The organism is Actinomycetospora straminea (assembly GCF_028737255.1).
In the GTDB taxonomy this organism is placed as follows: Bacteria; Actinomycetota; Actinomycetes; order Mycobacteriales; family Pseudonocardiaceae; genus Actinomycetospora; species Actinomycetospora straminea.
In genome coordinates this window covers 18640-33193 of the sequence record NZ_JAQZAN010000022.1, presented here as the reverse complement: position 1 = coordinate 33193, position 14554 = coordinate 18640, and the positions used below count along the sequence as shown (strand labels likewise).

14 protein-coding genes are annotated in these 14554 nt (G+C 76.2%); 11 read left to right on the top strand and 3 right to left on the bottom strand.

Annotated elements, in window-relative coordinates:
* The first annotated feature begins 217 nt into the window (after positions 1 to 217).
* On the top strand, positions 218 to 985 hold the full coding sequence (locus tag PH190_RS24665) for a class I SAM-dependent methyltransferase (RefSeq protein ID WP_274234181.1): 768 nt from the start codon (positions 218 to 220) through the stop codon (positions 983 to 985).
* A gap of 105 nt (positions 986 to 1090) precedes the next feature.
* A complete protein-coding gene (locus PH190_RS24660; protein ID WP_274234180.1) occupies positions 1091 to 1477 on the top strand; it encodes a group I truncated hemoglobin in 387 nt (128 codons plus the stop codon).
* On the opposite strand, the gene PH190_RS24655 is transcribed toward PH190_RS24660, so the two are convergent.
* Positions 1437 to 2249 carry an IclR family transcriptional regulator gene (locus PH190_RS24655; protein WP_274234179.1) on the bottom strand — a complete coding sequence of 271 codons (813 nt, stop codon included), beginning with the start codon at positions 2247 to 2249 and terminating at the stop codon, positions 1437 to 1439. The genes PH190_RS24660 and PH190_RS24655 overlap by 41 nt on opposite strands.
* Before the next feature lie 79 nt (positions 2250 to 2328).
* Between PH190_RS24655 and hutU the strand changes: the two genes are divergently transcribed.
* The 6 genes from hutU to PH190_RS24625 all read left to right on the top strand — a co-directional run bounded on the left by hutU (position 2329) and on the right by PH190_RS24625 (position 9961).
* Positions 2329 to 3981 (top strand): urocanate hydratase, encoded by a 1653-nt coding sequence (hutU, locus tag PH190_RS24650; RefSeq protein ID WP_274234178.1) that lies wholly within the window; start codon positions 2329 to 2331, stop codon positions 3979 to 3981.
* On the top strand, positions 3981 to 5162 hold the full coding sequence (locus PH190_RS24645) for an allantoate amidohydrolase (RefSeq protein ID WP_274234254.1): 1182 nt from the start codon (positions 3981 to 3983) through the stop codon (positions 5160 to 5162). The genes hutU and PH190_RS24645 overlap by 1 nt, the downstream gene beginning before the upstream one ends.
* Entirely contained in the window at positions 5159 to 6439 is a 1281-nt protein-coding gene (locus tag PH190_RS24640; protein ID WP_274234253.1) for a formimidoylglutamate deiminase, read from the top strand. The genes PH190_RS24645 and PH190_RS24640 overlap by 4 nt, the downstream gene beginning before the upstream one ends.
* Positions 6436 to 7614: an imidazolonepropionase gene (gene hutI / locus PH190_RS24635; protein WP_274234177.1), complete on the top strand. Its 1179-nt coding sequence runs from the start codon at positions 6436 to 6438 to the stop codon at positions 7612 to 7614. Before PH190_RS24640 ends, hutI begins: the two co-directional genes overlap by 4 nt.
* Before the next feature lie 53 nt (positions 7615 to 7667).
* The gene (locus PH190_RS24630; protein WP_420791709.1) at positions 7668 to 9155 is read left to right on the top strand and encodes an aromatic amino acid ammonia-lyase; all 1488 of its coding nucleotides are present in this window, start codon (positions 7668 to 7670) and stop codon (positions 9153 to 9155) included.
* Between the two features lie 98 nt (positions 9156 to 9253).
* Complete coding sequence (locus PH190_RS24625; RefSeq protein WP_274234175.1) at positions 9254 to 9961, top strand: GAF and ANTAR domain-containing protein; 708 nt, start codon at positions 9254 to 9256, stop codon at positions 9959 to 9961.
* 15 nt (positions 9962 to 9976) lie between these two features.
* Here the strand turns inward: PH190_RS24625 and PH190_RS24620 are convergent, their stop codons facing one another.
* Complete coding sequence (locus tag PH190_RS24620) at positions 9977 to 11560, bottom strand: long-chain-fatty-acid--CoA ligase (protein ID WP_274234174.1); 1584 nt, start codon at positions 11558 to 11560, stop codon at positions 9977 to 9979.
* A gap of 210 nt (positions 11561 to 11770) precedes the next feature.
* On the opposite strand from PH190_RS24620, the gene PH190_RS24615 reads away from it, so the two are divergent.
* From PH190_RS24615 to PH190_RS24605, 3 genes are read left to right on the top strand one after another with little or no spacing between them, the layout of a single operon-like run.
* Positions 11771 to 12055, top strand: a complete 285-nt coding sequence (locus tag PH190_RS24615; protein WP_274234173.1) for an SH3-like domain-containing protein — start codon at positions 11771 to 11773, stop codon at positions 12053 to 12055.
* On the top strand, positions 12048 to 12368 hold the full coding sequence (locus PH190_RS24610) for an SH3-like domain-containing protein (RefSeq protein ID WP_274234172.1): 321 nt from the start codon (positions 12048 to 12050) through the stop codon (positions 12366 to 12368). The genes PH190_RS24615 and PH190_RS24610 overlap by 8 nt, the downstream gene beginning before the upstream one ends.
* Positions 12365 to 12955, top strand: a complete 591-nt coding sequence (locus tag PH190_RS24605) for a nitrile hydratase subunit alpha (RefSeq protein WP_274234171.1) — start codon at positions 12365 to 12367, stop codon at positions 12953 to 12955. The genes PH190_RS24610 and PH190_RS24605 overlap by 4 nt, the downstream gene beginning before the upstream one ends.
* Positions 12956 to 12995: 40 nt before the next feature.
* On the opposite strand, the gene PH190_RS24600 is transcribed toward PH190_RS24605, so the two are convergent.
* Positions 12996 to 14504 carry an MFS transporter gene (locus PH190_RS24600; protein WP_274234170.1) on the bottom strand — a complete coding sequence of 503 codons (1509 nt, stop codon included), beginning with the start codon at positions 14502 to 14504 and terminating at the stop codon, positions 12996 to 12998.
* Positions 14505 to 14554: the final 50 nt, after the last annotated feature.

The window sequence follows — 14554 nt, the reverse complement described above, 5'->3', positions numbered from 1 at the left end:
TCACGGACGCCCCCCAGCGCGGCACGGCGACCGCGGTCGTCGGCGCCCTGCGGTCGCGCCGCGTCGAAGGTAGATCTCCACGCCACTCGATCGGGTGGTCGACACACGGGTCCGGGCCCACGAATCCGATCTCGACCACCCCTGCTCCGTCCGGCGCAGGCGTGCCACCCTGACGCGACGACGAGACCGCCGTCACAGCGCACGCGGGGAGGCCGCCATGACCGACCGGACCGCCGAGCACTACGAGCGCGTCGCCGCCGACTACGACGAGCACTGGTCCTACGACCCCGACTACGTGCGGCGCTTCGCCGACGCGATCACCGACTCCTTGCGGCTGACGTCCTCGGACGCCATCGCCGACGTCGGCTGCGGCACCGGCCTCTACACGCGCCGCATCGCGGAGACCGTCCGGCCGACCCGGCCGATCCTGTGCGTCGACCCCGTGCCGGCCATGCTCGAGCGCCTCCCGAGGCAGTCCGACCTGCAGCCCCTCGTCGCGGGGGCCGAGGACCTGGCGACCGGGGTGGTCCCGCTGCCCGACGGTGACCGCCTCGACGCCGTCGTCATGAAGGAGTCGATCCACCACGTCGGCGACCGGCGCACGACCCTCGACGGGCTCGCCGGGCTGCTGTCACGGCACGGTCGGATGCTCGTCGTCATGCTGCCGCGGACGATCGACCACCCGCTGTTCCGCGAGGCCCACGAGCGCTTCGCGCAGCTCCAGCCCGAGACGTCGGAGATCGTCGAGACGCTCCGCGCCTCGGGGCTGCGCACCAGCGTCAGCTACCGGACCTTCCACACCACCATCGACCGCCAGCGCTACGTCCGGCTGCTCGAGGCGCGGTACCTCTCGGTGCTGGGGGAGTTCTCGGAGGACGAGCTCCGCGAGGGCATCGCCCAGTTCCGGCACGCCTACCGCGACGAGCCGGTCCTGCGTTTCGACGAGCACTTCGCGTTCGTCAAGGGCTGGGTCGCGCCCGGCTGATTCGGTTGTGCGCCATTGACCGGGACGCGTGGAGCCCAGCAGAGTGAACGCGATCACGCCGCCCACCCACCACGTCACCGGCGGCGACGACGCGAGGGAGTCCTCATGGCCGAGCAGTCCCTGTACGAGCGCCTCGGCGGCGTCTACGGCATCGCCGGCGCGGTCGACGTCCTCGTCGACCGGCTCTTCGCCAACGCCGCGGTCAACGCCAACGAGGCGGTCCACGCCCACCACGGGAACCCCGCCAACGCGCCGGGCTACAAGTTCCTCGTGACGGCCTGGTCGATCGAGGCCGCGGGCGGGCCCCAGTGCTACTTCGGCGAGGACATGGTCAGGGCCCACGACGAGCTGCGCATCGACCAGAAGGGCTTCGACGCGGTGTCGATGGAGATCGCGGCGACCCTGAGCTTCCTCGGCGTCCCGGACGCCGAGCACCGCGAGTTCATGGACATCATCGAGAGCTACCGCCCCCAGGTGGTGCAGGCGGCCTGACGCCCGCCCCCGGCACGCCACCCAGCCGGCGGGTGACCTCGACGGCGGTCCGCCCGACGACCGCCGCGAGGTCGCCGAAGTCGGCGCCGCACACCGGGTCGCAGAGGTGCGGGAACGTCACGCTGATCGCCGCGACCGCCTCCCCGTCGGCGCCGTGGATCGCCCGGGCGACCGAGGCGTAGCCGCGGCTGACCTCGCCGTCCTCGACCGACCAGCCCCGCCGGGCCTCCGCGGCGAGCACCGCGGACAGCGCGCGCAGCGAGGTCGGGCCGCGGTCGGTGCGCCGCGCGAGGGGCCCGGCGCCCGCGAGCAGGGCCCGGCGCTGCGCGGGCGCGAGCCCGGCGAGGACGGCCCGCCCGGACGCGGTGAGGTGCGCCGGGAGTCGGACGCCGACGGCGGTGACGAGGGTCTGCGGGTGCGGCGGGCGTTCCCGGAGCAGGTAGAGCAGCTCGCGGCCGTCGAGCACCCCGAGGTGCACGTCGTGGCCGATCCGGTGGGCGAGCCGCCGCAGTGCCGGGCCGGCCACCTCGTCGAGCGGGTGGTGGCGCAGGTACGCCGTCCCGATCTCGAACGCGCCGATCCCGACGGCCCAGCGCGCGGTGTCGGGCAGGTGCGCGACGACGCCGGCGGCCTCGAGCTCGGTGAGCAGGTGGTAGGTCGTCGAGCGGGGTAGACCGAGGCGCGCGGACAGCGTCGCTGCGGTCAGTGGCTCGCCGGCCGCGAGCAGGCGCAGGATCGCGAGCCCGCGGCGCAACCCCGGGACACCGGCCACGGCCCCGAGTCTCGTATCCGAGACAGCAGGTCGCCAGAGGGTCTGTGCGGGACCGGGCGGGAGCGCTGCACTGTCACCCATGCCAGCAGCGCGGGGACGGACCAGGACGGCACGCACGTGGGGCGCCGAGGGCGCCCTGCGGATGCTCGACAACAACCTCGACCCCGAGGTCGCCGAGCGGCCCGAGGACCTCGTGGTCTACGGCGGCACCGGGAAGGCGGCCCGCGACCACGCGAGCCTCGCCGCGATCCGCCGCTGCCTGGTCGACCTCGCCCCCGACGAGACCCTGCTCGTCCAGTCCGGGCGCCCCGTCGGCGTGTTCACCACCCACGAGTGGGCGCCGCGGGTGCTGCTCGCCACCTCGAACCTCGTCGGCGACTGGGCCACGTGGCCGGAGTTCCGCCGCCTCGAGCACCTGGGCCTGACGATGTACGGGCAGATGACCGCCGGCTCGTGGATCTACATCGGCAGCCAGGGCATCCTGCAGGGCACCTACGAGACGTTCGCCGCCGTCGCCCGCCCGCGGGGCGGCTCGCTCGCCGGCACCCTCACGCTCACCGCCGGCCTCGGCGGCATGGGCGGCGCGCAGCCGCTCGCGGTGACGATGAACGGCGGCACCGCCCTCGTCGTCGAGGCCGACCCGGCCCGCGCGCACCGCCGGGTCGCCACCGGCTACCTCGACGAGGTCGCCGACGACCTCGACGCCGCGCTGCGCCGGGTCGACGCGGCGCGCGGCGCCGGAGAAGCCGTGTCCGTCGGCGTCGTCGGCAACGCCGCCCAGCTGCTGCCCGCGATCCGCCGGGCCGGGGCGCCGGTCGACGTCGTCACCGACCAGACCTCGGCCCACGACCCCCTGTCCTACCTGCCGATCGGCGTCGACCTCGCCGACTGGGCCGAGTACGCCCGGGCCAAGCCCGAGGAGTTCACCGACCGCGCCCGCGCGTCGATGGGTGCGCACGTCGAGGCGATGCTGGGCTTCCTCGACGAGGGCGCCGAGGTGTTCGACTACGGCAACTCGATCCGCGCCGAGGCCCGCCTCGCCGGCGTCGAGCGCGCGTTCGACATCCCGGGCTTCGTGCCCGCCTACATCCGCCCGCTGTTCTGCGAGGGCCGCGGTCCGTTCCGCTGGGCGGCGCTCTCGGGCGACCCCGCCGACATCGCGGCCACCGACCGCGCGGTGCTCGACCTCTTCGGTGACGACGAGCCCCTCGCGCGGTGGATGCGCCTGGCGGGGGAGAAGGTGCGCCACCAGGGGCTGCCGGCGCGGATCTGCTGGCTCGGGTACGGCGAGCGGCACCGGGCGGGGGAACGGTTCAACGACATGGTGGCCTCCGGGGAGCTCGCCGCGCCGGTCGTCATCGGCCGCGACCACCTCGACGCCGGCAGCGTCGCCTCGCCGCACCGGGAGACCGAGGCGATGGCGGACGGGTCCGACGCCATCGCCGACTGGCCGCTGCTCAACGCCCTGCTCAACACCGCCTCGGGGGCGAGCTGGGTGTCGCTGCACCACGGCGGCGGGGTCGGCATCGGGCGCTCGATCCACGCGGGGCAGGTGTGCGTCGCCGACGGGTCGGCGCTGGCCCGCGACAAGATCACCCGCGTGCTCACGAACGACCCCGGCACCGGCGTGATCCGCCACGCCGACGCCGGCTACGCCCGCGCGCTCGAGGTCGCCGACGAGCGCGGCGTGCGGATCCCTTTGCGGGAGACGCTGCGGGAGACGCAGCCGTGATGCTCCTCGACGACATCGCCGACGTCGGTCGCGACCCGCGACGCGGCGGCTGGTCCCGCCACCTCGGCGACGACGCGGAGGCGGCGCTGCGGGCGTGGTTCACCGAGCAGGCCGGGCGACGGGGCCTCGCGGTCGAGACCGACGCGAACCTCAACCTCTGGGCGTGGTGGGGCGACCCCGCGGCCGGGGACGCCGTCGTGACCGGCAGCCACCTCGACTCGGTCCCCGGCGGCGGCGCCGTCGACGGACCGCTCGGCGTGGTCGCGGCGCTGGCGGCCGTGGACGAGCTCCGGGCCCGCGGGGTCGTCCCGGCCCGGCCGCTGGCGGTCGTCGTGTTCGCCGAGGAGGAGGGCGGGCGCTTCGGCGTCCCGTGCCTGGGATCGCGGCTGCTCACCGGCGCGCTCGACCCCGACCAGGCCCGCGAGCTCCGCGACCCCGACGGCGTGACCCTCGCCGAGGCCCTCGCGCACCAGGGCCACGACCCGGCGCGCCTCGGCCCCGAGCCGGCGCGCCTCGCGCGGATCGGCCGCTTCGTCGAGCTGCACGTCGAGCAGGGCCGCGCGCTCGCCCCGCGCGGCGAGGCACTGGCCGTGGGCTCGACGATCGTCGCCCACGGCCGCTGGCGGCTGTCGTTCCTCGGGCGCGCCGACCACGCCGGCACCACCCGCCTCGACGACCGCCGCGACCCGATGCTCCCGGCCGCCGCCACGGTCCTCGCCGCCCGCGCCGCCATGGCGCACCACGGCGACGAGGCCCGCGCGACGGTCGGGCGCCTGCACGCCGTGCCCGGCGGCACCAACGTCGTCGCCTCGCGGGTCGACCTCTGGCTCGACGCCCGCGGCCCCCTGCCGCAGACGCTCGTGGACGACGTCGCCGCCGCCGCGTACGCCGCCGCGGCGGACGAGGGGTGCACCGTCGAGCTCCGCGCGGAGTCGGTGTCGGACGCGGTGACGCTCGACGAGGGGCTCGCCGACACGCTCGCCGCGGTCACCGGTGCGGGACGTCTCGCCACCGCCGCCGGCCACGACGCCGGGGTCCTCGCCGCGCACGTCCCCGCCGGGATGCTCCACGTCCGCAACCCCACCGGCGTCAGCCACGCGCCCGACGAGCACGCCGACGACGCCGACGCCGCCGCGGGCGTGCGGGCGTTGGCCGACGTCCTGGAGGAGCTGTGCCGCTGATCCTGTGGTGCGAGCGGGCCTGGCTGCCGGGCGGCCCCGTGGACGCGGTGGCGCTGGAGATCGACGACGGCCGGATCGTCGGCGTCGTGCCCGGGGCGCCGCGGACCGGGACGCCGGTCCCGGGCCTCACCCTCCCCGGCCTGGTCAACCGGCACTCGCACGCCTTCCACCGCGCCCTGCGGGGACGTCCCGCACGCGCCGCGGACTCGTTCTGGAGCTGGCGCGAGGGCATGTACCGCGTGGCCGCGGCGCTCGACCCCGACGGCTACCGCCGGCTCGCGACCGCCGTCTACGCCGAGATGGCGCTCGCGGGCCACACCGCGGTGACCGAGTTCCACTACCTGCACCACGCCCCGGGCGGGCACCCCTACGCCGACCCGGTCGCCGTGGACCGCGCCCTCGTCGAGGCCGCGCAGGCCGCCGGGCTGCGGATCACCCTGCTCGACACCTGCTACCTCGCCGCAGGGTTCGACCGCCCGCCCGAGGGGGTGCAGCGGCGCTTCGCCGACGCCGACGTCGACGCGTGGGCGGAACGCGCGTCGCTGGTCGCGACGCTCGACGACGGTGATCGCGTGCGCGTCGGCGCGGCGGTGCACTCGGTGCGGGCCGTGCCGCGGGAGGCCCTCCCGACCGTCGCGGCGTGGGCGGGGGAGCGGCCCCTGCACGTCCACCTCTCCGAGCAGCCCGCCGAGAACGCCGCGTGCCTCGCCGCCCACGGTCGCACGCCGACCGCCCTGCTCGACGACGCCGGCGTCCTCGGGCCGGCGACCACCGCCGTGCACGCCACCCACCTGACCGGCGACGACGTCGCCCGCCTCGCCCGCACCGGCACCCGCGCCTGCCTCTGCCCGACCACCGAGCGCGACCTGGGCGACGGCATCGGGCCCGCGGGCGCGCTCGCCGCCGCCGGCGTGCCGCTGTGCCTGGGCAGCGACAGCCACGCGGTGATCGACCCCCTCGAGGAGATGCGCGCCCTGGAGATGCACGAGCGCCTGGCCCACGGCGTCCGGGAGCGCTTCACCCCCGACGCCCTCCTGCGCGCCGGGGCGGACGGGGGAGCGATCGCGGTCGGCGCGCCGGCCGACCTCGTCACCGTGGACACGGGGACGATCCGCACCGCGGGCGCCCGGCCCGACGGCGTGCTCCTCGCGGCGTCGGCCGCCGACGTCCGCGAGGTCCGCGTCGGCGGCCGGCCGATCGTCCGCGACGGCGTCCACCAGCTCGTCGAACGCCCCGCCGCCGACCTGGCGGCCGCGATCGCGGCGGTGCCCGCGTGAGCGTCGTGATCACCGGCATCGGCGAGCTCTCCACCCACGACGACGAGGAACCCGTCGACGGCCCCTTCGCCGTGGTGCTCGACGGCGACCGGGTCGCCTGGACGGGACGGGCGCGCGACGCCCCGAGCGGCGACACCGCCGTCGACGTCGGCGGGCGCGCGGTGCTGCCCGGCTGGGTGGACAGCCACACCCACCTCGTCTTCGCCGGCGACCGGGGCGAGGAGTTCGCGCGGCGGGTCGCCGGCGAGCCCTACACCGCGTCGGGGATCCAGGTGACCGTCGACGCGACCCGCGCCGCGTCCGACGCCGACCTCGCCGAACGCCTGCGCCGCCACGTCGCCGAGGCCGCCCGCCAGGGCACCACCTGCCTGGAGACCAAGACCGGGTACGGGCTCACGGTCGCCGACGAGGCGCGCGCCGCCCGGATCGCGGCCGAGGTCGTCGACGAGGTCACCTTCCTCGGCGCCCACCTCACGCCCACCGGGACGACGACCGGCGCCTACCTCGACCTCGTCTGCGGCCCGATGCTCGACGCCGTCGCCGCCCACGTCCGGTGGATCGACGTCTTCTGCGAGGACGGCGCGTTCGACGGCGACGCCGCCGCGCGGGTCCTCGCCGCGGGTGCGGCGCGCGGGCTCGGCGGGCGCGTGCACGGCAACCAGCTCGGCCCCGGCCCGGGGGTCGCCGTCGCGGTGGCGGCCGGCGCGGCGTCGGTCGACCACGCCACGCACCTGACCGACGAGGACGTCGACGCCCTCGCCGGCTCCGGCACCGTGGCGACCCTCCTGCCCGCCTGCGACCTCGCGACCGGCCAGCCCCCGGCACCGGCCCGCCGCCTCGTCGACGCCGGCGCGACCGTCGCGCTCGCCAGCAATGCCAACCCCGGCAGCTGCTACACCACGTCCATGGCGCTCTGCGTGGCCCTCGCCGTGCTGCAGGGTGGGCTGTCGGTGCCCGAGGCCGTCCGCGCGGCGACCCTCGGCGGCGCCCGGGCCCTCCGCCGCGACGACGTCGGCCACCTGCGGGTGGGCGCCCGCGCCGACCTGCACGTGCTCGACGCGCCGACCGCCGTGCACCTCGCCCAGCGCCCCGGCGTTCCGCTGACCGCGGCGGTGTGGCGCGCCGGGCGCCGCGTCCCCACCAGTGCCCCCTTGCTCGAGGAGGTCCGCCCGTGAGCACCGACAGCCCCGCCCTCCCCGGCGTCCTCCCCCTCGAGGGGCGCCCGCCGCTGTGGCTCGGGGGCGCGTCGCTGACCGCCCGCACGGTGGCGGCGGTCGCGCGGACCCCGGGGCCGGTCGACCTGCACCTCGACCGGGGCGCGCTCGTCCGCGTGGAGCGCGCCGCTCGGCTCGGGGCGGACCTCAGCACCCGCCGGGCCGTCTACGGGCGCACCACCGGCGTGGGCGCCAACCGCGACGAGATCGCCGTCGCCGACGACGCGGAGCAGTCCGCCGGGCACGGCCTGCGCCTGTTGCGCAGCCACTCCGGCGGGGCGGGCGACCGGCTCGACGCCGAGCTCGTGCGGGCGGCGCTGATCGTCCGGCTCAACCAGCTCCTCGCGGGCCGCTCCGGGGTGTCGTCGGCACTCGTGCGCGCGCTGGGCGACGCGGTGGCGGCCGACGCGCGGCCCGTCGTGCACCGCCTCGGCGCCATCGGGACCGGCGACCTCGCCCCGCTGGCCGAGATCGCGCTGGCGCTGGCGGGGGAGGGCGCGTGGGAGACGGCCCCGCCGCAGCACCGCCCGGTGGCGGTCGACGCCGGCGACGCCCTGGCCTTCGTGTCGAGCAACGCGGTCACCCTCGCCGAGGCCTCGCTCGCGGCGGGCACGCTCGACGTCGTGATCGCGTCGAGCCACGCCGTCGCGGCGCTGTCCTATCTCGCCCTGGACGGCAGCCCCGAGGCCTACGCCGACCCGGTGCACCGGGCGCGCCCGCACCCCGGCCAGGTGCGCTGCGCCCAGCGGATGCGCCACCTGCTCGGCATGGAGCGCACCCCGCCGCGCGGCCGCCGCATCCAGGACCCGTTCGGTCTGCGCGCGTTCCCGCAGGTCAACGGGCCGGCCATCGACGCGCTGGACACGCTGCACCGCGTGCTCGACGTCGAGGTCAACGCCGGGGCGGAGAACCCCATGATCGCCGTCGCCGAGGACGACGCCTACCACCACGCGCACTTCCACACCGCCTACGTGGCGGGCGCGCTCGACCAGGTGCGGGCGTGCGTCCACGGCGTCGCCGAGCTGTCCGCGGCCCGCCTCGGCGACCTCGTCGAGCCCGAGCAGACGGGCCTGCGGGCGTTCCTCGCCGACGGCCCGCCCGGCAGCTCCGGGGTGATGATCCTCGAGTACACGAGCCACGACGCCCTCGCGGCGCTCCGGCAGGCGGCGCTGCCGGTGACGCTGGGGAGCGCCGTGGTGTCCCGGGGGCTGGAGGACCACGCGAGCTTCTCGACCCAGGCGGCGCGCGCCACCGCCGACGTGGCGACGGCCTACACCCGTGTGCTGGCCTGCGAGCTCGTCGCGGCGGTGCGGGCCCTGCGCCTGCGGCGCCGCGCGGGGCTGCCGACGGCGAGCGCGGCGACCGGCGGGCCCGTCCCCGTGGAGGAGGCGCTGGCCCGGGCCGAGGAGGTCCTCGACCCGCGCACCGAGGACCGCCCGCTCACCGCGGACGTCGACGTCGCGGTCGGGCTCCTGCGCGACCCCACCTGGGCGCCGGTCTGAGCCGGGCCGCCGTCGGCGCCCGGCCCCGTGGGACGTTAAGGTCGGCCGATCCGTGGAGGTCCCACCCGAGGCCTCTGCCGAGGCCGACGAGAGGGCGGGTGACCCCGACGGTGTTCGCCGAGGACGACGCGCGCCTGCGTGACCTCCTGACCTCCGGGCGGCAGTTCGGCTCCGCGACGACGGTCGAGGACACCCTGGCCATGATCCTCGCCGCCGCCGTGGACACCTCGCCGGCCACCGACCTCGCCGGCGTCCTGCTGCTCGAGGGCCGCGGGAAGATCGTCTCGCCGGCCACCACCGACGAGGTGGTCAACGAGCTCGACCAGGTGCAGGCCGACACCGGCGAGGGCCCGTGCGTGGAGTCGATCTACGACGAGGAGATCGTCCTCGTCCAGGACTTCGCCGAGGAGACCGACCGCTGGCCGAACTTCGTGCGCCGCGCCCTCGACCTCGGCGTCCACAGCTCCCTGTCGTTCCAGCTCTACAGCGAGAACAAGCGCGCGGCGTCGCTGAACCTCTTCAGCCGCCGCACCCACGCCTTCGACGAGGACGACCGCATCCTCGGCGCCCTGTTCGCGAACCAGGCCGGCCTCGCGCTGCGCGGTGCCCAGCGCGCCGCGCAGCTCGACCGGGCCGTGAGCTCGCGCGACGTCATCGGCACCGCCAAGGGCATCCTCATGGAGCGCTTCGGCCTGCGCGACGACGAGGCGTTCCAGCGCCTCGTGCGCAGCTCGCAGGACACGAACATCAAGCTCGTCGACGTCGCCCGCTGGCTGGTCGGCGAGTCGACGCCGAAGGCCGACTGACCAGCCACTGACCGGCTAGGGCACGGTCTCCGACGCCAGCGCGCCCGCCAGCTCCTGCTCGCGCAGCACCGTCTTCTGGACCTTGCCGGTGGCGTTGCGCGGCAGGGCGTCGACCACCGCGACGCGCCGGGGCCGCTTGTAGCGCGCGAGCTGGGTGCGGCAGTGCTCGTCGATCGACTCCGGGGTGGGCGGGTCGTCGGGCTTCGTCGGCACGATCACCGCGAGCGGGGTCTCGCCCCACTTCTCGTCGGCGACGCCGATGAGGGCGACGTCGGCGATCTGCGGGTGGCCGGCGAGGACGTTCTCGACCTCGGCGCAGTAGATGTTCTCGCCGCCCGAGATGATCATGTCCTTCTTGCGGTCGACCACGTAGTAGTAGCCGTCGGGGTCCTGGCGGACCAGGTCGCCCGAGTGGAACCAGCCGCCGCGGAACGCCTCGGCGGTCTGCTCGGGCTTGTTCCAGTAGCCCGACATCACCAGCGGTCCCCGGTAGACGATCTCGCCGACCTCGCCCGGCGCGACGTCGCGCATCTCGTCGTCCACGACCCGGCACTCGACGTTGATCATCGGGGTGCCGACCGAGCCGATCTTCCGCACGGCGTCCTCGCCGCGCAGCGTCGTGGTGACCGGGCTGCACTCGGTCTGGCCGAACGAGGTGACGATGTCGGCGTCGGGGAAGGTCGCGATCATGGTCCGGAGCAGGGCGGTCGAGGCCGGCGCCGCGCCCCACGACGCCTTGCGCAGCGCCGAGAGGTCGCGGTCCTGCGCGGCGACCCGCTCGCACAGCGCTGCCCACTGCGCCGGGACGAAGAAGCACGCCGTGACCCGCTCGCGCTCGAGGACGTCGAGCACGGCGTCGGGGTCGAAGCCGGTGGAGGGCGGGATGACGGTGGTGCCGCCCGCGAACAGCGTCGGCAGGAAGCCCGCGACGCCCGCGATGTGGAACAGCGGGGTGCCCGAGAGCCAGACGCCCGGGCCGCCGGGTCCGCCGAGGTGCATGGTGGTCGAGAAGGCGTGCAGGTAGAGGTTGCGGTGGGTGAGCATCGCGCCCTTCGGGGCGCCGGTGGTCCCCGAGGTGTACATGATGAAGGCGGTCGCCTCGTCGGGGACGGCGAGCTCGCGGTAGGTGGGGTCGGCGGCGGCAAGGACGTCGTCGAGGTCCTCGCCGATGGTGATCGTCCGGCGGACGTCGGGGGCGTCGGCGCGGGCCTCGCGAGTCAGGCCCGCGGTGGCGACGTCGGCGATCGCGACCACGGCGCCCGAGTCGCGCAGCGCGTAGGCGACCTCGCCGGCGACGAGCCGGAAGTTCACCGGCACGCAGATCGCCCCGGCGCGCAGCACCGCGAGGTAGGACTCGAGCAGGTCGGCGCTGTTGAGGCCCAGGACCGCGACCCGGTCGCCCGGCTCGACGCCCTCGCCGACCAGGGTGTTCGCCAGGCGCGTGATCCGGTCGTCGGACTGCGCGTAGGTGCGCCGCACCCCGGTGCCGGCGTCGACGAGGACCTCCGCGTCGGGCGTGACCCGGGCCCAGCGGGCCAGGATGTCGCTGAGGGTCATGCCCCGGCCGGTGATCTCCCCCGCCGCCGTCACGCTGGTCATGCGCGCTCCTCGCCCCGTGGTCGGTCCAGAGGTAGGTCCCGGCGGGAGGCCTCGTCAAGGCCCGGCGGCTCGGTGATCGCGATCTCGGTGACGAACCACCGCAGATGTGCGGGGCTCCGTCACCGAGACGGTGATCAAGGCCGGGTCGGCGACGACCGGGCCGGTCCGTGCTCTGGCCGCGTCCCGTGTCGGGGCGGTAGGAACGCTCCCGTGAGCCGCATCAACGACGTGGGCGGGATGGTCGGGTTCCCGCCGATCGTCGAGGAGCCGGACGAGCCCGCGTTCCACGCCGACTGGGAGGCGCACGTCGTCGCGCTCAACGCCGCGATGATCCGCCGGGGTGTCTACAACCTCGACGAGTTCCGCGACGCGATCGAGCGCATCCCGCCCGACCAGTACCTCGCCGCCTCGTACTACGAGAAGTGGCTGCGGGCGATCACCACGCTCCTCGGGGAGAAGGGCGTCGCGACCCCGGGGGAGCTGGCCGGTGCCTGACCGCCCCGACCGGTTCGCCCCGGGCGACCGCGTGCGCACCCGGATCCCCGACCCGCCGGGCCACACCCGCCTGCCCCGCTACGCCCGCGGGGCGCGCGGGGTCATCGTCTCGACGGCCGGGCACCACCCGCTCGCCGACGAGCGCGCCCGTGGTCTGCCCTCGGACCCGCGGGCGGTCCACCACGTGCGCTTCGCCGCCCGCGACCTGTTCGGCGAGGGCGACCACGCGGTGGTCGTGGAGCTCTGGGAGGACTACCTCGAACCCGACCCCGCGGGCCACCCCGAACCCACCGAGGAGAGGAACAGCCGGTGAGCACCACCCACGACGACGCGCCGCTCGCGGCGCAGGTAAGGCACCTCGAGGCCCTGCTGGAGGAGCGCGGCTGGCTGGCGCCGGGCGAGATCGACGAGCGCCTCGACGCCTTCGCCGCCGGCGGCTCGCCGGCGAACGGCGCGGCGGTCGTCGCGCGGGCCTGGGTCGACCCGTACTTCCGCGCCCGGCTCCTCGCCGACGGCAACGCGGCGATCGGCGAGCTCGGGTTCTCGATGGGCGGGGCGCTGCAGGAGCAGAAGCTGATCGTCGTCGCCAACGACGCCGACGAGCACCACGTCGTCGTGTGCACGCTGTGCTCCTGCTACCCGATCGCGCTCCTCGGCCCCTCGCCGAGCTGGTACAAGAGCGAGGCGTACCGCTCGCGGGTGGTGCGTGACCCGCGCGGCGTGCTGCGCGAGCTCGGCCTGGAGCTGCCGGCGTCGACGCGGATCACGGTGTGGGACGCGAGCGCCGAGTCGCGCTACCTGGTGCTGCCGCGCCGCCCCGAGGGCACCGACGACCTCACCGAACAGGAGCTCGCCGCGCTCGTGACCCGCAAGGGGCTGATCGGGACCGCGGCGGTCTGACGCCGACCGCGCCCGTCCGGGGACCCCGCGGGAGCCGACCTCACGAGAGCCGGACCCGGGAGGTCGCCACGGCCAGGACGACGAAGAGCGCCGCGGCGACGACGCCGACGAGGTGCAGGCTGCCGGTGAAGGCCTCGTGCGCGGCGCGCAGCAGCTCGTCGGCGGCCGCCGTGGGCAGGCCCGCGGCCTCGGCCGCCGCGCCGCTGACCGTCTCGCGAGCGGCACCGCCCGCGCCGATCACCCCGTCCATCGCCCCGCGGTACGACGCCGCGGCCAGGGTGCCGAGCAGCGCGAGCCCGAGCGCGCCCCCGAGGTAGTTCCCCGTCTCCGCGAGCGAGGCGGCCGCGCCGGCCCGGGCGGCGGGCACGGCGCCGACGATGCTGCCGATGCCCTGCGCGAACAGCGGTCCGGTGCCGAGCGCGAGGACGGTCACCGCCGGCACGGCGACGGGCACGCCGCCCGCGGCCGGGGTGACGACGAGGAGCAGGGCGCCGAGGGCCGCGAGCGCGAGCCCGCCCGACACCGCGACGTGCGGGCGCACCCGCCGCACGAGCACCGGCGTCACCAGCGTCCCGGCGGCCACGCCCAGCCCCATCGGCGCGAACCACAGCGCGGCGGCGACGGGGGAGAGGCCGAGCACCACCTGCAGGTACTGGGTGACGAGCATCCCGGTACCCGCCATCGCGATCCCCGCGCCGACGAGCGCGCCCAGCACGACCGTCACCCGCGGCCGGCGGAACAGCGCCAGGTCGAGCAGCGGGCGCTCGAGACGGAGCTGGCGGCGGACGAACACCACGCCGACCGCGACGCCGGCCGCGGTCGCCGCGAGGCCGGCCCCGAGGGGCGCGGACCCGGTCGCCGCGACCTTGACGCCCCACACGGCGGGGAGCACCGCGAGCAGGGAGAGCGCGACGCTCGCGAGGTCGAGACGGCCCGTGCCGTCGCCGGTCCCGCCGGGGAGCACGAACGGCCCGGCGAGCAGCAGCAGGACCATCACGGGCACCGCCAGCAGGAACACGCTGCCCCACCAGGAGTGGCCCAGGAGCAGGCCGCCGACGACCGGGCCGAGGGCGGCGCCCGCGAACTGGCAGGTCGCCCAGATCGCGATGGCCACGCCCCGGCGTCGCTCGTCGGGGAACAGGGCGGTGATCAGCGCGAGCGTGGCGGGCATGAGCGTCGCGCCGGCCACGCCGAGCACGGCCCGCAGGCCGACGAGGGCCTCGGCGCTGGGCGCGTACGCGGCGGCGATCGAGGTCAGCGCGAACACCGCGGCGCCGGCGAACAGCAGGCGCCGGTGCCCGATCCGGTCGCCGAGCGTGCCCATCGTGATGACGAGGCCGGCGACGAGGAAGCCGTAGACGTCGGTGATCCAGAGCTGTGCCACCGCGGAGGCGCCCAGGTCGCGCGTGAGGTGGGGCAGGGCGAGGAAGAGGACGTTGATGTCCACCGCGGCGAGCAGCGTGGGCAGGGCGAGCACGGCGAGGCCCCACCAGGGCGAGCGCCGCGCAGGGTGTCGGGCCGGGCGTCGGACGGTCTCCGTGGAGGTCATGTCCACCGGTCGGAGCCGCGCCGCCCGGCTCGACGTCGTCGTCCCGTGAC